Here is a 21210-nt window from a genome sequence, read left to right as displayed (position 1 = left end):
ACTGATGTCGGGTACGGAAGAGAAACTCCGCCAGTATCTGAAGCGGGTCACGGTGGATCTCGGGCAGGCCCGTCAGCGGCTGCGCGAGATGGAGGAGCGGTCCCAGGAGCCGGTGGCCATCGTGAGCATGGCCTGCCGTTATCCGGGTGGTGTCGGCTGCCCCGAGGAGCTGTGGGAGCTGGTGGCCTCCGGTGGCGACGGCATCACCGCCTTCCCCACCGACCGCGGCTGGGACCTGGAGGGCCTCTACCACCCGGACCCCGACCACCCCGGCACCAGCTATGTCCGGCACGGCGGTTTCCTGGACGGCGCGGCCGGCACCGACCGCTTCGACGCGGAGTTCTTCGGGATCAGCCCGCGCGAGGCCCTGGCGATGGATCCTCAGCAGCGGCTGCTGCTCGAGGTGGCCTGGGAGCTGTTCGAGCGCGCCGGTGTCGACCCGGTGACGATGAAGGGCAGCCTGACCGGTGTGTACGCGGGCGTGTCCAGCCAGGACTATCTGTCCCGGATGCCCCAGGTCCCCGAGGGGTTCGAGGGCTACGCCACGACCGGCAGCCTGACCAGTGTGGTCTCCGGCCGGGTGGCGTACACCTTCGGTCTGGAGGGCCCGGCGGTGACGGTGGACACGGCGTGTTCGTCGTCGCTGGTGGCGATGCATCTGGCGGGCCAGGCGCTGCGGCAGGGCGAATGCGATCTGGCGCTCGCGGGCGGGGTCACCGCGCTCACCACACCGACCGCGTTCGCCGAATTCTCGCGGCAGCGCGGGCTGGCCCCCGACGGCCGCTGCAAGTCCTTCGCGGCCGCCGCGGACGGCACGGGCTTCTCCGAGGGCGTCGGCCTGGTGCTGCTGGAGCGGCTGTCGGACGCGCGGCGCAACGGCCATCGGGTGCTGGCGGTGATCCGGGGTTCGGCCGTCAACCAGGACGGTGCCAGCAACGGACTCACCGCGCCCAACGACGTGTCGCAGGAACGGGTGATCCGCCAGGCGCTGGCCAACGCGCGCCTCGCCGCCGACCAGGTCGACGCGGTGGAAGCCCATGGCACGGGCACCTCCCTCGGCGACCCCATCGAGGCACACGCGCTGCTGGCCACCTACGGCCGGGACCGGCCCGCTGAACGGCCCCTGTGGCTGGGGTCGCTCAAGTCCAACATCGGTCATGCCCAGGCGGCCGCCGGGGTGGCTGGTGTGATCAAGATGGTGATGGCGCTCCGCCACGAGACGCTGCCGGTCACCCTGCATATCGATGAGCCGACCGCGCATGTGGAGTGGGAGGGCGGCGGGGTACGGCTGCTGACGGAACCGGTGGCGTGGCCGCGGGGCGAGCGGCCCCGCCGGGCCGGGGTGTCCTCGTTCGGGATCAGCGGCACCAACGCCCATCTGATCCTGGAACAGGCCCCCGAGCCGAGTCCCCCTGCCGGGCAGGAGGAGCCTGCCGACCGCGAGCCCGAGGCGGCGGCGGTGGCGACGGCGGTGTTGCCCTGGGTGCTGTCCGCCCGTAGTGCCCAGGCCCTGCGCGGGCAGGCGGCCGCGCTCGCCCGGCGGATGGCCGTCGATCCGGGGCCGTCCGTCGCCGAGGTGAGCTGGTCGCTGGTCACCACCCGCTCGGTGTTCGACCACCGGGCCGTGGCCCTGGGCGAGACCCGCGACGAACTGATGGCGGCCGTGGAGGCGCTGGCCACCGGCGGGACGCACCCGGGCCTGGTCCACCCCGGCGGCGCCGCCGTGGCCGGGGATCCGGGCCCGGTGCTGGTGTTCCCCGGGCAGGGCTCGCAGTGGGCGGGCATGGGCGCCGAACTGCTCGAAGCATCATCCGTGTTCGCCGCCCGCGTGGCGGAGTGCGAGCGTGCCCTGGCTCCGTACGTCGACTGGTCCCTCACCGATGTGTTGCGCGGCGCCGACGGGGCGGGCCACCTGGGCCGTGTCGACGTCGTACAGCCCGTCCTGTGGGCCGTGATGGTGTCGCTCGCCGCGGTGTGGGCGGGCCACGGCGTACGCCCGGCGGCGGTGATCGGGCACAGCCAGGGCGAGATCGCGGCGGCCGTGGTGGCCGGGGCCCTGTCGCTGGAGGACGGCGCCAAGGTCGTGGCGCTGCGCAGCAAGGCGTTGCGGCGGCTGGCCGGTGGCGGGGCGATGGCCTCCCTGGGAGTGAGCCGCGAGCGGGCCGAGAAGCTGCTGGCCGGGCTGGGCGACCGGACGGCGGCCGTGGGCATCGCGGCCGTCAACGGCCCCTCGTCCACGGTGGTTTCCGGGCCGCCCGAGCAGGTGGCGCACGCCGTGGCGGCGTGTCAGGAGGCGGGCGACCGGGCGCGGCCGATCGAGGTGGACTACGCTTCGCACAGCCCCCAGGTGGACGAGATCGCCGACGAGCTGACGGAGGCCCTGGCCGGCGTCCGGCCGGTCGCGTCCACGGTGGCGTTCTACTCCACGGTCACCGCCGGCCGGATCGACACCACCGCGCTGGACACCGGCTACTGGGTGACCAACCTCCGTGAACCGGTGCGGTTCGCCGACACCGTCCGGGCGCTGCTGGCCGATGGCCACCGCGTGTTCATCGAGAGCAGCACCCACCCCGTGCTGACCGTCGGCATGCAGGAGAGCTTCGAGGAAGCCGGGGCCGACGCCGTCACCGTGCCCACGCTCCGGCGCGACCACGGCGGCCCGGCGCGGCTGATCGAGTCCCTCGCGCTGGCCTTCACGGCGGGCGTGGCGGTCGACTGGACCACCCTCCACCCCACCGGCCCCGCCGCCCCGCGCACCGTCGAACTGCCCACCTACGCCTTCCAGCGGGAGCGGTACTGGCTGGCCGACTCGGTGTCCTTCGACACCCGGCCCGCGGCGGACGAGGAGGAGTCCCGGTTCTGGGCCGCCGTGGAGGGGGAGGACCTGAGCGCGCTCTCCGAGACACTGAGTCTGCCGGACGACACCGGCCACCGGGCCTCACTGGGCACCGTGCTCCCCGCGCTCTCGACATGGCGCCGCGCCCGGCGTGAGCGCTCCGCCGTGGACTCCTGGCGCTACCGCGTCGAGTGGCGGACTGTCACCGATGCCGCTCCTGCCCCTGCGGGCTCCTGGCTCGTGGTCCACCCCAAGGGCGCCGCCGACGCCTGGACCGACGCCTGCGTACGGGCGCTGGGCGCGGACGGCGGCCAGGCGCGGCGGCTGGAGGTGGCCGAGGACATCGACCGCGAGGGGCTCGCCGAACTGCTGCGCTCCCGGTGCGCCGAGGAGCCGCCACCGACGGGCGTCCTGTCGCTGCTGGCCCTGGACGACGACGCGCCGCCGCTCCCCGGCGTGGCCCCCGGCCTGACCGGCACCCTCACCCTGCTCCAGGCGCTGGTGGACGCCGCCGTCCCCGCGCCCCTGTGGTGCGCCACCCGCGGCGCGGTCGCCATCGACGATGCGGAGTCCCCCGACGCTCCCCACCAGGCCCAGCTGTGGGGGCTCGGCAGGGTGGCCGCCCTCGAACACCCCGACCGGTGGGGCGGGTTGGTGGATCTGCCCGCGAGTCCGGGCACCCTCGACGCGGAGCGGTTGCGCGCCCTGCTCACCGGTGCCCGGGGCGAGGACGAGGTGGCGCTGCGCCCGGCCGGTGCGTACGGACGTCGGCTGGTCCCCGACCCGATCGGTGGCCGGGCCCCGCGGCGCACCTGGAAGCCCCGGGGCACCGTGCTCATCACCGGAACCGCCGAAGGACCCGCCGCCCAGGTCGCCCGCCACCTGGCCGCCGACGGGGCGGAACACATCGTGCTGCTGTGCCCGGGAGGTGACGAAGCCCCCGGCGCCGTGGAGCTGACGGCCGAACTGGACGCCCTCGGGACCGGACTCACCGTGGCCGACCACGTGCCCGCCGACCGGGAAGCCACCGCGCGCATGGTCGAGCGCGTGGCGGAGGAGAACGGACGGATCGGGACGATCGTCCACACCTCGGCCTCCGGCGAGCTGGCCCCACTGATGGAGCTCACCCCGCGGCGGCTGGCCGGGGAGATCCGCGCCCACCTGGACGATACCGGGCGCTACCTGGACGAACTGTGCGGCATGGGCCCCGAGGACACCGTGGTGTACTTCTCCACCGTCGCCGCGTCCTGGGGCAGCAAGGACCACGGCTCCTACGCGGCCGCCACCGCCTGCCTCGACGCGCTGGCCCGGCACGACCGGGCCGACGGACGGCCCACCGTCTCGATCGCGTGGGGGCTGTGGGACCTGCCGTACGGCGGTGCGACGGCGGACGCGACGGCGGCCTCGCACACCGAGCGCTCCCGGCGGCAGGGCCTGCCCCCGCTGGACCCCCGGCCTGCGCTGACCGCGCTGCGCCAGGTGCTCGACCACGACGATCCGGGCCTCACCGTCGCCGATGTGGCATGGGAGCGCTTCGCGCCGCTGTTCACCCTCGCCCGTCCCAGCAGGCTCTTCGACGGTGTCCCGGCCGCCCGCCAGGCCATCGAGGCCGCGCGGGAACCCGCCGAGGACACCGGCACCGACGAGGCGTCGGCGCTGCGGCGGGAGCTGGCCGCCCTGCCCGACGACGAGCGGGTCGAGCGGCTGCTGGCGCTGGTACGCGCCCATGTGGCGGCCGTACTGCACTATCCGGCGCCGGAGGCGGTCGAGCCGGACCGCCCGTTCAAGGAGCTGGGGTTCGACTCCATCGCGGCCGTGGAGCTCAGAAACCGGCTGCGCGCCGCCACGGGCCTGAGCCTGCCGACCACGGTGGTCTTCGACTATCCGACACCGCGCACACTCGCGGGCCATCTGCTGGCCGAGGTGGACCCCGGGGAGGCCGACGCGGCACATCCGGCGTCCGGACACCTGGATGAAATCGAGGCCGCACTGGCCGGGCTGCCGGCCGGCGATCCGCGGCGCGCCGGTCTGGTGAACCGGTTGCAGGCTCTCGTCTGGAAGTACACCGCCACCGCGCAGCAGGCCGATGAGCCCGCGGGCGAGCAGGATCTGACGGCGGCCACCGCCGATGAGGTGTTCGCCCTCATCGACCGCGAACTCGGGGTCTGACCGGCAGTCGCGGGCCCCGGGCCCGCGACCGCCGGTGCGTCAGCCGCTGTGCTCCCGGCGTCGGCCGCTGATCGAGTCGGGGTCCCAGCCCGGTCGGGGGACGGATGCCAGCAGAAGCTGTGTGTAGGGGTGTCCGGGGTCGGAGAGGAGGTCCGCGACGGGGCGGTGTTCCATCGTGCGGCCCCGGTACAGAACGAGCGCCTCGTCGCACACGTATCGCACGACGGCCAGGTCGTGGCTGACGAAGACCAGGCCGATGCCGGTGTCGCGGCGGATGTCCCACAGGAGATTGAGCACCTGTGCCTGTACGGATACGTCGAGGGCCGACACCGCCTCGTCGAGCACGAGCACGGCGGGCTCGACGGCCAACGCCCGTGCGATCGCGGCGCGTTGGCGCTGGCCGCCGGAGAGCCTGCGGGGGAGCGCGGCCGCCTCGCGCTCACCGAGGCCGACCTGGGCGAGCAGCTCCCTGGTGCGGGCGGCCCGGTCCGCCCGGTCCGCCAGGCCGTGCAGGCGCAGCACCCCGTCGATGGTCGCGCCGATGCTGATGCGCGCGTCCAGCGAGAGATACGGGTCCTGGAAGACGATCTGGACCGCCTTGGCGCGGGCGAGCCGGGCAGCCTTGCCCCGTACGGACGCGGTCAGCGGCTCGCCCTGGACCAGGATCCGTCCCGCGTCGGGGCGTTCGAGGCCGATCAGCATCCGGGCCGTGGTCGTCTTGCCGGAGCCCGACTCGCCCACGATGCCGAGCGCGCCGCCGGCCCGTACGGAGAACGACAGGTCGTCGACCGCGACGAGCTCCGCCTTTCCCGTCCGGTAGGTCTTGCGCAGACCGCTCACTTCGAGCAGCGTGTCCGTCTCGCTGGTCAACCGTCCTCCAGCTGGGGTGAGTGGGGAGCGGTCGCCGTCGCGGCGAGCGCGTCGGGCACGGAGGTGAGGTCGTCGGCGCGGTGGCAGGCGACCAGGGCCGTGTCGTGCCGCTCCAGGGGCGGTGGTGACTGGTCGCAGACGCCGGGCCGGGCGAAGCGGCAGCGGGCCGCGAAGGAGCAGCCGGGGGCGGAGTCGAGCAGCCCCATCGGGGCCCCGGGGATCGGAGTCAGCCGGGCGGGCGGGCCGCTCGGCGCCGACAGGGGAGGGGACGAGCCGAGCAGGCCCGCGGTGTAGGGGTGGCGAGGCGCGGCGAAGAGTTCGGCGGTGGGCGCCGTCTCCACGATCCGCCCGGCGTACATCACATAGACGCGGTCGCAGACGGCGGCCGCGAGTTCGATGTCGTGGGTGATGAGGAGCAGGCCCAGGTCGCGTTCGCGTTGCAGCCGTCCCAGGATGGCCATGATCTCGGCCTGGGTGCTGACGTCGAGGGCGGTGGTCGGTTCGTCGCACAGCAGCAGCCGGGGTTCGGTGGTGAGCGCTCCGGCGATCATGACGCGCTGGAGCATGCCGCCGGAGAGCTGGTGCGGATACTGCCTCAGGTGCCGGGCGGGGTCCGGGAGGCCGACCGCGGCGAGCAGTTCGGCGGCCCGGGTGTGCGCGCGGTCCTTGGTCCAGCCGTGGCCGACGCGCAGCGACTCGGTGAGGAAGTCCCCGATGCGGCGCACCGGGTTGATGCCCGCCCGAGGGTCCTGGAAGATCATCGACGCCTTGGCCGTACGGATGGTCCGCAGGCCGGTGGCGTCGGCACTCACCAGGTCCGTGCCATCGACCCGGACGTGGCCTTCGACTTCGGCCCCCGGAGGGAACAGGCCGAGGGCGGCGCGGGCGGTGACCGACTTCCCGGAGCCGGATTCACCGACCAGGGCGACGACCTCACCCGCGGCCACGGTCAGATCGATGCCGTCGAGGACCGGGCGGGCCATGCCGGGCAGGGCGATGCTCAGCGCCTCGTATGCGAGCAGTGCCATCAGGAATCCCTCCCCGCGAGCCGGTCGCCGAAGTTCTCTCCGACCACGTTGAAGGCGACCACGACCAGGACGACCGCGACGGCGGGCACGACCGACGACAGCGGTTGGCCCTGAAGCACCGCGGCCTGACTCTGGTTGATCATCGCGCCCCAGTCGGGTGTCGGCGGCTGGACGCCGAGGCCCAGGAAGGACAGGGCGGCGAGGTCGAGCAGCGCGTAGCCGAAGTTGACCGTCGACTGGGCGAGCACGGTCGGGCCGATGTTCGGCAGCAGTCGGCGGACCGCGACGAACACCCCGGAGTGCCCCTGTACACGGTAGGCGGCGATATAGGGCCTGGCCTGCTCCTGAAGGGCGAGACCGCGCACCAGCCGGGCGGTGTACGGCAGGTACGCCAGGGACATGGCGATCACCGGTGCCGTCATCCCCTTGCCGAAGACCGCCACCGCGAGGATCGCGACGAGCAGTGCGGGGAAGGCGAACAGGACGTCGATCAGCCGCCCGATCACGGTGTCGACCCAGCCGCCCCGCCAGGCCGTGAACAGGCCGACGGCGATGCCCGTGACGGTGGAGAACAGCACCACCGTGAGCGGCCCGACCAGGCTCGTACGACTCCCTTCGACGAGGGCCGAGAACGTGTCGTGCCCACCCTGGTCGGTGCCCAGCCAATGCTCGGCGCTCGGGCCCACGAGCCCCGAGCCGAGGTCGCCGTAGGTCGGATCCTGCGGCGCGAGCCACGGCGCGAACACCGAGACGAGGATGAACAGGATCAGAAGCAGCAGGCACAGGTTCTGCGACCACCCGCCGCCCAAGGACCGCAGCCGGGCCGCCGGCCCGCGCGCCACATCCGGGATCTGTACGCTCATCGCGCGCTCCCCGCTGCCGCCACCCGCGGATCGATCAGCGGATGTGCCACGTCCACCAGGGCGTTGACCACGACGAACGCGGCCACCACGAGCAGCACGATCGCCTGCACCACCTGGAAGTCCATCTGGTTGACCGACTGCACGAGCAGCGATCCCACGCCCGACATCCCGAACGCGGTCTCCACGATCGAGGTGCTCACCAGCATTCCCGAGATCAGGAGCGCGGAGACGGTGACGATCGGCCCGAGCGCGTTGCGCAGCACATGACACCGGATCACGGTCCACCGTGGTGTGCCACGGCTCACCGAGACCTCGACGTGTTCACGGCCGAGCTCCTCCAGCATCGCCGAGCGGGTCACCCGGGTCACCAGCGCCATGAACGTCACCGACAGGGCCACCGCCGGAAGCACGACATGATGCAGCCGGTCGAGTACGCCGGTGCCGTTGCCGATGGTCGGGAACCAGCCGAGCCGCACCCCGAACTGCGACCTCAGCAGCACCGCGACGACGAAGGCGGGGGCGGCGGCCCCCACCGTCACCAGAAGCATCAGCGCGGAGTCGGCCCGTGTGCCGCGGCGCAGCGCGCCGACCATGCCCGCCGCGACACCCACCACCGCGATCAGCAGTGCCGACACCGCGACCAGCAGCAGCGTGGCCGGCAGGCGCGACCAGATGACCGAGCTGACGTCCTGGTGGAAGACGTAGGACCGGCCGAAGTCGCCGTGCACCACCTGGTCCAGCCAGTGTCCGTACCGGACCAGGAACGGCTGGTCGAACCCGTACTGGTGGCGGATCTCGGCCAGTTCCCGCGGGCTCGCGCTGCGGCCGCGGACCAGGAAGCTCGCCGGGTCGCCGGGCGCCAGGTACAGCGAGGAGAACACCAGGAACGAGGTGATCAGGAGGGTCGTGGCCATCCCGGCCAGTCTGCGCAGACCGTCGAGCGCCCATGTCGCCGTGTGCTTCATCCCTTCGCTCCGATCTCGGCCGCCCACGGGTAGTACAGATAGGCGATCGACGGCCGGACGCCGGTGATCCGGTTGCCGAGGAAGACGCTCACGGGCTGTGTGTGCAGGGGCAGCCAGGGCAACTCCCGCAGGGCGATCCGCTGGGCCTTCGCGTTGGCCTCCGCGTGCGCGGCCGGTTCGTAGGTGCCGATGGCCTGCTCGACGGCCTTGTCGAAGTCCTTGTTGGACCAGCCGCCGTAGTTGGTGGACGCGCCGGTCTCCAGGGAGGTGTACATGTCCAGCGGGTCGGTGATCGACGTGTACCAGAAGGTGAGGAAGAGGTCGATGCCCTTGCGGGCGGCGGGGTCGGTGAAGAGCGTCGAGTACTTCTCCGGGGGGAGCGTGTCGATCTTGGGATCGAGCCCGATGTCCCTGGCCGCCTGGGCGACGGCCTGTGTGGTGATCGTCGACTGCGAGTCGAGCGGGCTGGACGCGATGGTGATCCGCCGGCCCTCCACTCCGGCCTGCTTCGCGAGCTTCTTGGCCTTGGCCGGGTCGTACGGGTAGCGCGGCAGGTCATCGAGGAGGGCCTTGCGGGTCGCGGCGGGCGCGCCCTTCCACACGTTGTCGGTGACCAGCGAGTCGGCAACCTCGCCTACTCCGCCGGCGCCCGCCTTGACGATGCCCTCGCGGTCGATGGCCATCAGCAGGGCCCTGCGCACCCGGGTGTCCCCCAGCGGGCCCTTGAGATCGCCGACCACCTCGTCGGCGACGGTGGTGTTGCGGCCGAAGTAGAGCTTTCCGGCCCGGGACGAGCGGAGTTGGGCGTAGGAATCGGTGGGGACCATCCAGCCGCCGTCCACCTCACCGCTCTGGAAGGCGCTGACGCGGGTCGTCGCATCGCTCAGGAACACGAACGTGACCCGGCCCGCCTTGGCCTTGAGCTTGGGGTTCCAGTAGCCGTCGAACCGCTTGAGCACCAGCGACTGGCCCGGGTTCCAGGACCCGAACGAGAACGGCCCGGTGCAGTTCACACCGCCCTTGGGGCCGCCGTAGTCCTTGCCCTTCTCGGCGAGGGTGGCGGCGGACTCGACGGTGCCGGGACTGGCCGCCATCCCCTGGTTGAAGGTCGAGTCCGGCTTCTTCAGCCGGACGGTGACCTCCAGCTCACCGGACTGGTCGATCGACTTCACATTGCGGAACGAGTTGGCCCAGGCGCTGCCCACGGCGGGGTCGAGGTGGCGGCGCAGCGAGGCGACGACGTCGTGCGCGGTGAGCGGCGTCCCGTCGTGGAAGCGCACATGGGGGCGGATCTTGTAGACCCAGGTGGTGGGCGTCGGATTGCGGTACGAGGACGCGAGGTTCGGCGATGTCGTCAGATCCGGGTTCCAGCGCAGCAGGCTCTCGCAGACATTGGAGAGGATCTGGTTGGGCGGATAGTCGAAGGCGTAGGCGTAGTCGATCGAGGTGGGCTCGGCGAAGATCGACCAGCTGAAGGAGTCAAGTGGCCCTGTGGCTGCGGGAGTTCGTTCGGTGAGTCGGTATGCGGCACTCGTGCCGCCGCCTATGTCCGAGTGCGCGGTGCCGCTGCACGCACCGGTGGTGAGCACCGCGGCCACCGCGAGGAGGGTCCCCCCGGTGCGCCACCATGGTCGTGTCCGTCGTCTCGTTCCTGCGCTCCCTATGGGCACCGTCTGCCTCCGTCCGGGGTGGGCTCGGTGAAGTAGCGGGGATACGTCAGTCGGTCGCGGCGAAGACGAGCCGACCGTCGATATAGGTGCGGCGCACCCGGGCGTTGGCGATCTCCTGGGAGGGGCCCGCGAACGGGTCGCGGTCGAGCACCACGAGATCCGCGCACTTGCCCTCCTCGACCGTGCCGGTCATGTCGTCGAGGTGGTTCGCCCAGGCGCTGCCCGCGGTGTACGCGGTGAGCGCCTCGGCCAGGGACAGGGCCTGCTCGGGGTGGAACGGCGCGTACGGCCCGCCGGGTGACTCCTCCGGGGGTACGGTCCGGTTGACCGCGACATGGATGCCCCACAGCGGGTTGGGGCTGCTCACCGACCAGTCGCTGCCCGCGACCAGGCGGGCCCCGGCCCGCCGCAGATCCCCGAACGGGTACTGGAGGGCGGCCCGCTCGGGGCCCAGGAACGGGATCGTCAGCTCGTCCATCTGCGGTTCGTGCGCCGCCCACAGCGCCTGGATGTTCGCGGCCACCTCCAGGCTCGCGAAGCGCCCGATGTCGTCGGGGTGGACGACCTGGAGATGGGCCATATGGTGCCGGTTGTCATTGACACCATTGGCGGCGCGGGCCGCGGCGAGCGCGTCGAGGGCCTCACGGACGGCGCGGTCGCCGAGCGCGTGGAAGTGGACTTGGAAGCCGGAGCGGTCGAGTGCGCACACCGCCTCGGTGAGCAGGGCGGGTTCGACGAAACTGAGTCCGGAGTTGGCGGTGGGGCAGCCACAGCCGTCGAGGTAGGGCTCCAGCATTCCCGCGGTGAAGTTCTCCGCCACGCCGTCCTGCATGATCTTCACGCTGGTGGCGTTGAAGCGGCCCACCTGTCCGGTGCGGCGGCGCTCCGCCAGCTCGGGAAGTTGTTCCAGGCCGCGTTCGCGGTCCCACCACAGGGCGCCGACGACGCGGGCCAGCAGCGAGCCTTCACGGGCCGCGCGCAGATAGACGTCGAAGTTGTCGGGGTTGCCGGGGAAGGCGCCGATCATGGCGTCCTGCCAGCCGGTCACCCCCAGCGAGAAGAGGTACTCCTGCGCGGCGAGCAGACCGGCGTACGCCTCGTCCGGTGTCGCGACCGGCATATGGCGGGCCACCAGTTCCACGGCGCCCTCGTGCAGGGTGCCCGCCGGGGCGCCGTCCGGCTCCCGCTCGATCCGGCCGTCCGCCGGGTCGGGGGTGTGGCGGCCGACCCCGGCGAGGTCGAGTGCGCGGGTGTTGGCCCAGGCGCCGTGGCCGTCGCGGTTGGTGAGCAGGACGGGCCGGTCCGGCACCACCGCGTCGAGCATGCCGCGCGTCGGCGTACCCCCGGGGAAGCAGTCCATGGACCAGCCGCCGCCGCGGATCCAGGCCGCGTCCGGATGGTCCTTGGCGTACTGGGCCACCACCGCGAGACAGCCCTCGGCGGTGCTCCGCCCGCCCAGGTCGCAGCCGAGCATCAGGGCTCCGCCCACCACGGGATGGACATGGGCGTCCTGGAACCCGGGGACGAGCAGCCCGCCCTCCAGGTCGACGACCTCCGTGGTGGCGCCGGCGAGCGACCACACCGCGCTCGCGTCGGCGACGGCGAGGATCCGGCCTCCCCCCACGGCGACGGCGGCGTCCACCGGGGTGGGCCGTGTCCCGGCCCCGGTGAAGACCCGGCCACCCACGAAAACGGTGTCGGCCTGTTGGCTGCGGTGCGCCATCGAAGCAACCTCCGGCTCGGCGGGCTGACCCGCTGGCTTGTTTGTTGTGGAGGAGTGAACGTCAGCGCAATGCTGTTGTCAACGGTATTGCGCTGATCGTTTCCTGGATCGATACACTGGCCGCACCATGCCGAAGTCACCCGCCAACACGGCCCGGAGCAAGCGCGCAGGCAGTCAGCTGACGCCCGACGCAATCATCGAGGCGAGCCTGCGCATCGCGGCCCGCGGCAGCGAGGACGCCTTCACCGTCCGCCGCCTGGGCGAGGAGCTCGGGGCCGACCCGACCGCGATCTACCGGCACTTTCGAGACAAGGACGAGCTGCTGCTGTCCGTCGCGGACCGCACGCTCGGCGAGGTGCTCGACAGCATCCCCGAGGGCCTCGACTGGAAGGGGCGCATCCGGGCGCTCGCCGACGGCTCGCTTGCGGTCGCCCTCAAATACCCGGTGGTGGGCTCGGCCATGGCGAGCCGGACCACCCGGCGGCCCAATGAGTTCCGGGTCGTCGAACTCATCCTCGGCGCCGTCATGGAGGCCGGACTCGAGGGCGCCGAGGCGGCCCTGCACTACCGCATGGTCGCGGACTCACTCCTCGCCTACGTCGGTCAGCAGGCCGCGTATTTCCTCTTCGACGCGGAGGCCCGCGCGGCCGACGAGTCCGCCTGGACCCGCGAGTACCGGCTGGTCGACCCGCGGGCATTCCCGAACATCACCCGCCTGAGCGCCGAACTCGCCGAGGTGGCGGACGAGCGGATCTTCGAGGCCACGGTCGGGGCGCTGATCTCGGCGATCGAGAAGCGGGCCGAGACCCTGCGGGGGGCTTAAGCGCCCGGCAGGAAGTGTCGCGATGCGTCGTCGGCCGACTGCGGCGCCGTCGTGGCTGGTCGCGCTCGCGCGGCGGAGCCGCACATCGACACAGCCCCGCGCCCCTTCGGGGCGCTGTCCGGCGATCAGCGAGCGTTGCTCACCGGCCGGAGGCTCCGCGGGCCAGGTCGAGCAAGTCGTCGGCCACCCGCCGCGGGTGCTGGGCATGCAGATCGTGCTCGGAGTCGAGGTATTCGCGCATCGTCGCATGGCGCAGATCGGCCGTGGTCTCCCTGATGCGGGAGCGGATGCGGTCCGCCCACTTCGCGTCCGCGCCCTTGGGGATGGCGGGCATCAGCAGGGTGGGCACGTCGATGGCCGCGTACCACGGCCTCGGCGGCTCGTTCCAGATGCTGTGCAGGATCGACATGTGCTGCTCGGTGGACATGCGCCGGGACAGCGATCCGTCCGCGTTCACCCGCATGGTGTCCACCGCGGCCTCGATCGCCGCCGGGGACCAGTCCGGGTGGATGGCGCGGAAGTAGTCGCTCACGCTCCGCACGGTGGCGCCCTCCAGGGACGCGGGCCGCAGCGCCCCGACGAACGCGTCCCAGGAGGAGAACGCCTTGGCCGGCTCCAGCCAGCCGCCGTCCACCAGGGCCAGCGCGGCGACCAGTTCGGGATGCTCGGCGGTCAGCCGCACCGAGATATTGCCGCCCCAGGAGTGACCGGCCACCACCACCCGGTCAAGACCGAGGGCGGCGGACGCGGCCACCAGATCCGCGACCGCGGTCGGCGTGTCGTACCCGGTCTCCGGGGCGTCGGAGTCCCCGTGGCCGCGCAGGTCCACCGCGTACACCGCATGGCCCGCGGCGGCCAGATGGTCGGCGACCTCGTCCCACAGCCGGGCGCTCGACGCCATGCCATGGACCAGGAGAAAGGGAAGCGACGCCGTTCCCGGCCGGTGCCGGAAATGCAATTTCACATCGTCGGTTACGGGCACGGAAAGATCCATGGCGGAATTCTAGCCGGAGCGCCCAATCCGATTCGACCGCTGGGGATGTGAGGTACGCGCGGATTAGCGGCGCTTTAGCGGGGGGCGAGATGCTGGATGACCGGGCGATTCATACTCTCATGCCGACCCACCTCCTTGCCGACCGTAGACTCCGAGCTGAAGTGAGGCGCCGTGTATCCCCCGGAATCCAGGTTCGCCCAAATCGACACCATCGATCTCACCGACTTGTCCTTCTGGGCACAGCCCTACGGCGACCGTGACGCCGCCTTCGCGGCGCTGCGCGGACGGCCGGAGCCCGTTCTCTTCCGCGAGCCGGTCATGCCCGGGTTCGGGCAGGGGTCAGGCTATTACGCGATGGTCCGGCACGCCGATATCGCCGAGGTGAGCCGGCGTCCGCAGGACTTCGGCTCCGAGCCCACCGCGATCAGCATCATCGATCTGCCGGAGGAGTTCAACAACTTCTTCGGATCCATGATCAATATGGACAATCCCCAGCACGCCCGGATGCGCCGGCTGGTCTCCCGCGCGTTCGGCCGCGGAATGGCCGCCGAGTTCGAGGCGGCCTCCCACAAGGCGGCCCGGAAGATTGTCGACGACCTCATCGCGGAAGGGCCCGGCGACTTCGTCCGGAAGGTCGCGGCGATCATGCCGATCGCGGTGCTCAGCGGCATGATGGGGATTCCCGACGACGACTACGAGTTCATTTACGACCGGTCCAATATCATCGTCGGCACCTTCGACCCCGAATATGTTCCCCGGGCCGATCAGGCCACCGCCGCCCTGCTGAAGACCTCCCATGAACTCGCCGACTACATCGCACGGCTCGCCGCCGACCGCACCCGCAACCCCACGGGCGATCTGATCACCCGGCTGGTGCAGGCGCAGATCGACGGTGAGCGGCTCAGCCCCGAAGAGCTCTCGTCGTTCTTCATCCTGCTCGTCGTCGCCGGAATGGAGACGACCCGCAACGCCATCTCGCGCGGTCTGGTGCTGCTCAGCGACCACCCGGAGCAGCGGAAGCTGCTGCTCTCCGACTTCGAGACCTACGCGCCGGGCGCGGTCGAGGAGATTCTGCGGGTCGCGACCCCCATCAACTGGATGCGGCGCACCGTCCGGCGTGACTGCGAGGTGAACGGCCACCGCTTCACGGAGGGCGACAAGCTGCTGCTCTTCTACTGGTCGGCCAACCGGGACGAGGACGTCTTCCCCGACCCCTACGAGTTCGACATCACCCGGGACCCCAATCCCCATCTGACCTTCGGGTCGGTCGGACCGCACTTCTGCCTGGGTGCCCATCTCGCCCGGATGGAGGTCACGGTGCTCTTCCGCGAGCTGTTCAGCCGGCTGCCGGAGATCCGTACGGTGGGGAAGCCCCGGCGGCTGGTGGCCAGCTTCGTCGAGGCCATCAAGCATGTGGAGTGCGCCTTCTGACACACCTGCCCCGTAGCACTGAAAACGCCGCGCGGGAGGGGGTTGATCCCCTCCCGCGCGGCGTTGTGCCCCGCGGGCCTGACTAGGCCGTGGCGCCGTCACCGGAGTTGACCGCGGCGTATGCCTCGGCGAGGTAGTGGCCGAGCTGGGTGGGTGTGGGGTACTCCAGAATGGCGACGAGGGGGATCTCCACGTCGGTGAGCGTCATCAGATTGCGGGTGAGCTCGAGAGCGGTCAGCGAAGTGAGCCCGTTCTCCAGGAAGTTGCTGTCGTCGTCCACCACGGTGGGCGCCAGGATGTCGGCCAGCTGCGTCCGTACGGTCTCCCGCATGATGTCCTCGCGCTCCTCGGCGGTGGCGATGGAGAGCGCCTGGTGCAGCGCCGTCCCGTCGAGTGCGGTCTCGCTCTTCTCCGTCTGCATCGCGGATCCGTCTCCTTGAGCTTCGGTGGCGTCGCCGGGGGTGTGGTTGTTGACCTTGGTGTGTGCGTTCATGGGTACTCCCGCCTGGTTGGGGCCGGTCGGCGTCGGTCACCGACCGCGGTGCGTATGCGGCGTGTTCGAAGGGCCGGAGACGTCATCGAAGAGCCGATGTGCTCCCAGCTCGGAGGCGTGTGCGGTCATCCAGGCCCAGTCGATGTCCGCGATGACCACGGACGCCGTGTCCGCCATGACCGCCTGCCGCAGCAGGGCGGCGGCCGAGCGCTGGGGGAGTGCGGGCAGCCCGTTGGCGCGCAGCTGCTTGGCGGCGCCGACGGCCGTGTCGGGGTCGTCGATCGAGCCCCAGCACACCGAGGTCGCCGGAACGCCCCTCGCCCGACACTCCTGGGCGAGCGCGCTCAAGTAGGCGTGCGCCGGCGCCTGGTTGCCAAGGCCCGGGCTGGGCAGGACGCCCACGACCGAGCATCCGAGCACCAGGGCCGACAGCTCGTGGTCGCTGCCGAGGGCGCAGAGGTTCTCCGCGCCCGCCACCGTGGCGGCCCACTCGCGCTCGATCCGCGCCACCTCCAGCTGCCCCGCCTCCGCGGCCAGGGGCGCCGTGAGATGCAGGACGGCCGTCAGAGGGAACTCCGCGGGAATGCCCGCGACGGCAGCGGCCAGCGCTTCCGGGTCCGCCACATCGAGGGTGGCCACGGACGTCCGTACGCCCGAGGCGCCGAGCTCGGCCACCAGGTCGGCGGCCGGTGGCGCGGTGTTGTCGATGAGCAGCAGGTGTTCGGCGCCGTCCTCGGCCGCCCAGCGGGCGGTGTGGCCGCCCAGGGCGGTGGCGGCGCCCGTGATGAGGACCGTCCCCCGGAGCCGTCGGGCGGGGGTGGCCGGGGCCGTGGGGACATCGCGCACCAGGCGCCGGGCGAAGCAGCTGTCGCCTCGTACGGCCACCTCCACTTCGCCGTACGCCCCGGCCAGCACGCCCACGAGCCGCCGCCCCGCGCGGTCGTCGAACCTGTGGGGCAGGTCGACCAGCCCGCCCCAGCAGCGTGGACGCTCCATCGCCAGCGCGCTCCCCAACCCCCAGAACCCGGCCTGCTCCGGACGGGACATCGGATCGCCCACGTCGACGCTGACGCCACCGCGGGTGGCCAGCCACACCGGGGCCTCGACCCCGGCGCGCCGCAGCGCCTCGAACAACTCCACGGTCGGGGCCGGCTCAAGGCGCCGCCCGTCGTCGGACCCCGGCCGGTCGTCATCCAGCGCCAGCAGGGAGAGCACCCCGGCGACCGGCCGCCCGGCAAGGGACGGCGTGGTGTTCGGATCGACCACGACGGTCTCCGCGCCATGGTCGCGCAGCGCGGTGGTCACGGCGGCCACCATGGGGTCGTCCTCGCCGTCGCCGGACGTCACGACCAGCCAGGTGCCGGTCAGCCGTGGTGCCGGTGGGTCGGGGAGGGGCTTCCAGCCGATGCGGTGGCGCCACTCCCGCTGCCGCCGCCAGGTGGCCAGGGCGGGCAGGAGCTCCGCGAGCGCCTCCCGCCGGCCGGCGGGCACTTCGAGCGCCCGGGTCAGGGCCGCCGCGTCCGAACGTTCCACGGCATCCCAGAACTCGGCCTCCGCCCAGGTCTCCACCGTGGGCACGGCATCCGCCGGAGCCTCGTTCTCCAGCCAGTAGCGCTTTCGCTGAAAGGCGTACGTGGGCAGCGCGACCGCGCGGGGAGCCGGATCGCCGTCGAACAGGGCGGCCCAGTCCACGGTGGCGCCCATGGTGTGCATACGGGCCAGGCCGCGCATCAGCTCCCGCACCTCGGACCCCTCGCTACGGAAGGGCGACAGCACCAGCGCGGCCGGGGCGGAGGGCAGCATCGCCCCGGGCCCCAGCTCCCACACCGCACCGGCTTCGTCGAGCGAGGGCATGGGCGGCCGCTCGTACTCCACCGCGCCCGGATCGGCCTCGGTGGCCACCAGTCGGCACGCGTCGGCGAGGTCCAGAGCACCGGTGATGTGCGCCGCTGCGATCTCACCGACCCCGCAGCCCACCACCCCGTCGGGCCGCACCCCCACCGAGGCGAGCAGCCGGGCCAGCGCGATGTAGAGGGCGAACAGCCCGGCCCGGGAGGACACGTCGGCTACCCCCTTCACCCCGAGCACCTCACCGACCTCGTCGAAGGCCGCGGCGAAGACGGGGAACCGGCCGTACAGCCCGGCGCCCGTCCCCGGCGGATGGCCGCCCTCGCCACCGAAGGCGAACACCGTCCCGCTCGCCGGGGCCGCCGCGCCGGTACGGGCCACACCGGGCCCCACCACGGAGGGATGCGGCTCACCGGCCGCCAGCGCGGCCAGCCCCGCTCGCAGCTCGTCCGGCCCCCGGCCGACCACGACCGCCCGGTGGTCGAACACCGACCGCGTGGTGACGAGTGACCAGCCGACGTCCGTGGGGGAGAGCCCGGGAGCGGCTGCCGTATGTGCGGCCAGCGCACGGGCCTGGCCGCGCAGCGCCGCCGCGCCCCGCGCGGACAGCACCCACGGCACCACCCCCGGGTCGCGAGCGCCACCGGCGTCGGCGGAGTGTTCCACCGGCTCGGTGAACTCCTCGAGAATCACATGGGCGTTGGTGCCGCTGGCGCTGAAGGAGGACACACCGGCCCGCCGTGGCCGGTCCACCCGTGGCCAGTCCATCCGCTCGGTCAGCAGCCGCACCGCGCCCTTGCGCCAGTGCACCAGCCGGGTAGGCCGGTCGATGTGGAGCGAACGCGGCAGCACGCCCCGGCGCATCGCCATCACCATCTTGATCACACCGGCCATTCCGGCGGCGGCCTGCGTATGACCGATGTTCGACTTGATGGATCCCAGCAGCAGCGGCCGGTCGTCCGGACGCTCCTGGCCGTACGTGGCGAGCAGCGCCTGGAGCTCGATGGAGTCGCCGAACGCGGTACCCGTGCCATGCGCCTCCACCGCGTCCACGTCCCCCGTGGACAACTGGGCGTTCGCCAGCGCGTCACGGATCAGCTGCTGCTGAGCGGGGCCGTTGGGCGCGGCCATGCCCGTACTCGCACCGTCCTGGTTGATCGCCGAGCCGCGGATCACGGCCAGCACCGGATGGCCGTTGCGCCGGGCGTCCGACAGCCGCTCCAGCAGCAGCAGACCGGCGCCCTCCCCGTACACCATGCCGTCGGCGGCGTCCGCGAACGACCGGCACCGGACATCGGGCGACAACTGGCGCTGGCTGGAGGCCACTTGGAACACGCTCGCGGTGTACATGATGGCGGCGCCACCGGCCAGCGCCAGCGTGCACTCGCGCCGCCGCAGCGCCCCGGCCGCCAGATGCATCGCCACCAGCGACGACGAACACGCGGTGTCCAGGCTGACGGCCGCGCCCCGCAGACCGAGGGTGAACGCCACCCGGCCCGAGGACACACTGCCCGCGTTGCCGTTGCCCACATGGCCCAGCAGACCCTCGGGGATCTCGTCCAGACGCGAGGCGTAGTCGTGGTACATCACCCCCGTGTAGACGCCGGTCCGGCTGCCCCGCAGGGTGTGCGGATCGATGCCCGCGCTCTCCGTCGCCTCCCACGCCAGTTCCAGCAACATCCGCTGCTGCGGTTCGATGGCCGCCGCCTCCCGGGCGCCGATGTCGAAGAACTCCGCGTCGAAGTCGGCCGCGTCGTAGATGAAGCCGCCGGCCCGGACGTACGAGGTGCCGTGGTGCTCCGGATCGGGGTGGTAGAGGTTCTCCAGGTCCCAGCCCCGGTCGGTGGGGAAGCTGGAGACGGCGTCCCGCCCCTCGGCCACCAGGTCCCACAGCTGGGCCGGGTTGCGCACCCCGCCGGGGAAGCGGCAGGACATGCCGACGATGGCGATCGGCTCCTCCAGCTCCTCCTGGGCCTCCCGCAGCCGCTGCCGGGTCTCATGGAGCTCGGACGTGGTCCACTTGAGATAGTCGACGAGCTTTTCCTCGTTGCTCATGAGCCGCCCGCACCCACTGCGCTGCGCGGGCTCAGATCCACCAGCGCGAGCTCATCGGCGGTCAGCGGCGGCTCCGTGAGCTCCGGGAGTACCCGGTCCTTCTGCATCAGCGAAAGGAAGCCGCTGGACGCCAGCTCGGACTGCGGGGCGGTGAGGCTGATGACGTCGGTCACCACATCACACACCGCCGAGGAGCGGATCGACCGGTCGGCGATCAGATCGGAGAAGCGCTGCCGCGCCACGGCCCCGCCGGTCAGCCGTGGATCCGTCGTGTTCATCCGGCAGTTGACGTACTCCACGTCCTTGGACGCGGCCATGATCCAGGGGTCGTCCACGGTGGCGCTGATCGCCTGCTGGACCCGGTGCGTGGTTCCCCCGGCGATCCCGGACCGCCGGAGCCCGGCGTCCAGGGCGGCGGCCGCGCGAGCCGCCGAGCTCATGCCATGGCCGTAGATCGGGTTGAACGCGGCCAGCGCGTCCCCCAGCACCAGCAGCCCCTCCGGCCAGATGTCGAGACGCTCCGGATACAGCCGCCGGTTGGCGCCGACCCGCGAGACGGCCACCGAGGTCAGTGGCTTCGCGAGCGCGATGAGATCGGCGACCAGCGGATGGCGCAGCGTCCGCGCGTAGGGCAGGAACTCGTCGTCGTGGGTGGGCAGCCCGGCGCCCCGGGTGCACGACAGGGTCACCATCCAGGTGCCGTCCTCCTGCGGATACACCACCCCGAACCGGCCCGGTTCGCGCAGCCGGTGGTCGGCGGCCACGTTGACGGCGGGGAATCCGGCCGCGGCGCCCGGCGGACCCTGGTACACGCGGGTGGCGTAGGCGATGCCCGCGTCGACGATGTCCTCCTCCAGCGGCGGCACCTCCAGCGCCGACAGCCAGTGCCGGAGCCGGGAGCCGCGCCCGGACGCGTCGACCACCAGATCGGCCTCCAGGGTTTCGCCCGCCCCGGTGTCCATGTCACGCACCCGGACCCCGGAGACCCGTTTGGCGTCGCCGACCAGATCGAGGATCTCGGCGCGCTGGCGCACGGTGATCCGCCCGGTGGCGAGCACCCGGTCGCGGACCTTCCAGTCCAGGAACGGACGGGTGCACATCAGGGCGTACTGCCGCGGTGGAAAGCGGTGCTGCCAGCCGTGGGACGTCAAGGTCACCAGGTCCTGATGGAATCCGATCCGGCGGGCGCCCGCGTCGAGCAGTTGGTCGATCATGCCCGGCAGCAGCGTGTCCACGATGCGCGCACCGCTGGACCACAGCACATGGACATGGCGTCCCTGCGGCGATCCCTTGCGGTGCCGGGGGCCGTCCGGCAGCACATCGCGCTCCACGACGGTGACGCGCTCCACATGGCGGGCCAGCACATGGGCGGCCAGCATTCCCGCCCAGCCTCCGCCCAGAACGATTCCGTGTGTGGGTTCGGTCATGGTTTCGCTTTCGTC

Annotated in this window: 12 protein-coding genes and 1 pseudogene; 3 read left to right on the top strand and 10 right to left on the bottom strand. The window is 72.1% G+C overall.

The genetic code is table 11. From position 1 onward, the window contains the following. Positions 1 to 4: 4 nt before the first annotated feature. A complete protein-coding gene (locus tag ACT2CW_RS05335; protein WP_445515709.1) occupies positions 5 to 5005 on the top strand; it encodes a type I polyketide synthase in 5001 nt (1666 codons plus the stop codon). Positions 5006 to 5044: 39 nt separating this feature from the next. Here the strand turns inward: ACT2CW_RS05335 and ACT2CW_RS05330 are convergent, their stop codons facing one another. From ACT2CW_RS05330 to ACT2CW_RS05305, 6 genes are all read right to left on the bottom strand, one after another. After that, a complete protein-coding gene (locus ACT2CW_RS05330; protein ID WP_445515708.1) occupies positions 5045 to 5875 on the bottom strand; it encodes an ABC transporter ATP-binding protein in 831 nt (276 codons plus the stop codon). Further along, on the bottom strand, positions 5872 to 6903 hold the full coding sequence (locus ACT2CW_RS05325; protein WP_445515707.1) for an ABC transporter ATP-binding protein: 1032 nt from the start codon (positions 6901 to 6903) through the stop codon (positions 5872 to 5874). Before ACT2CW_RS05325 ends, ACT2CW_RS05330 begins: the two co-directional genes overlap by 4 nt. Then, complete coding sequence (locus ACT2CW_RS05320) at positions 6903 to 7766, bottom strand: ABC transporter permease (protein ID WP_445515706.1); 864 nt, start codon at positions 7764 to 7766, stop codon at positions 6903 to 6905. The genes ACT2CW_RS05325 and ACT2CW_RS05320 overlap by 1 nt, the downstream gene beginning before the upstream one ends. Beyond that, on the bottom strand, positions 7763 to 8731 hold the full coding sequence (locus ACT2CW_RS05315; RefSeq protein ID WP_445515705.1) for an ABC transporter permease: 969 nt from the start codon (positions 8729 to 8731) through the stop codon (positions 7763 to 7765). The genes ACT2CW_RS05320 and ACT2CW_RS05315 overlap by 4 nt, the downstream gene beginning before the upstream one ends. Further along, the gene (locus ACT2CW_RS05310) at positions 8728 to 10329 is read right to left on the bottom strand and encodes an ABC transporter substrate-binding protein (protein ID WP_445515704.1); all 1602 of its coding nucleotides are present in this window, start codon (positions 10327 to 10329) and stop codon (positions 8728 to 8730) included. The genes ACT2CW_RS05315 and ACT2CW_RS05310 overlap by 4 nt, the downstream gene beginning before the upstream one ends. Positions 10330 to 10447: 118 nt before the next feature. After that, positions 10448 to 12124, bottom strand: coding sequence for an amidohydrolase (locus ACT2CW_RS05305; protein ID WP_445515703.1), 1677 nt, complete (start codon positions 12122 to 12124; stop codon positions 10448 to 10450). Between the two features lie 127 nt (positions 12125 to 12251). Between ACT2CW_RS05305 and ACT2CW_RS05300 the strand changes: the two genes are divergently transcribed. Continuing rightward, positions 12252 to 12947 carry a TetR/AcrR family transcriptional regulator gene (locus ACT2CW_RS05300; protein WP_164426574.1) on the top strand — a complete coding sequence of 232 codons (696 nt, stop codon included), beginning with the start codon at positions 12252 to 12254 and terminating at the stop codon, positions 12945 to 12947. A gap of 139 nt (positions 12948 to 13086) precedes the next feature. On the opposite strand, the gene ACT2CW_RS05295 is transcribed toward ACT2CW_RS05300, so the two are convergent. After that, a complete protein-coding gene (locus ACT2CW_RS05295) occupies positions 13087 to 13941 on the bottom strand; it encodes an alpha/beta fold hydrolase (RefSeq protein ID WP_445515702.1) in 855 nt (284 codons plus the stop codon). Positions 13942 to 14112: 171 nt separating this feature from the next. Here ACT2CW_RS05295 and ACT2CW_RS05290 point away from each other — a divergent pair, with 171 nt between their 5' ends. After that, on the top strand, positions 14113 to 15372 hold the full coding sequence (locus ACT2CW_RS05290) for a cytochrome P450 (RefSeq protein WP_445515701.1): 1260 nt from the start codon (positions 14113 to 14115) through the stop codon (positions 15370 to 15372). A gap of 82 nt (positions 15373 to 15454) precedes the next feature. On the opposite strand, the gene ACT2CW_RS05285 is transcribed toward ACT2CW_RS05290, so the two are convergent. The 3 genes and pseudogenes from ACT2CW_RS05285 to ACT2CW_RS05275 form a co-directional block, all read right to left on the bottom strand. Then, the gene (locus ACT2CW_RS05285; RefSeq protein ID WP_182473297.1) at positions 15455 to 15865 is read right to left on the bottom strand and encodes an acyl carrier protein; all 411 of its coding nucleotides are present in this window, start codon (positions 15863 to 15865) and stop codon (positions 15455 to 15457) included. Between the two features lie 288 nt (positions 15866 to 16153). Continuing rightward, a pseudogene (locus ACT2CW_RS05280) lies at positions 16154 to 19768 on the bottom strand (type I polyketide synthase); the annotation flags it as partial. Further along, complete coding sequence (locus tag ACT2CW_RS05275; protein ID WP_445515700.1) at positions 19765 to 21195, bottom strand: NAD(P)/FAD-dependent oxidoreductase; 1431 nt, start codon at positions 21193 to 21195, stop codon at positions 19765 to 19767. The pseudogene ACT2CW_RS05280 and the gene ACT2CW_RS05275, both read right to left, overlap by 4 nt. Between the last annotated feature and the right edge of the window lie 15 nt (positions 21196 to 21210).

Source organism: Streptomyces sp. NEAU-174, assembly GCF_052665095.1.
The sequence above is the reverse complement of the archived record's forward strand: the minus strand, read 5'-3'. Positions and strand labels throughout refer to the sequence as shown.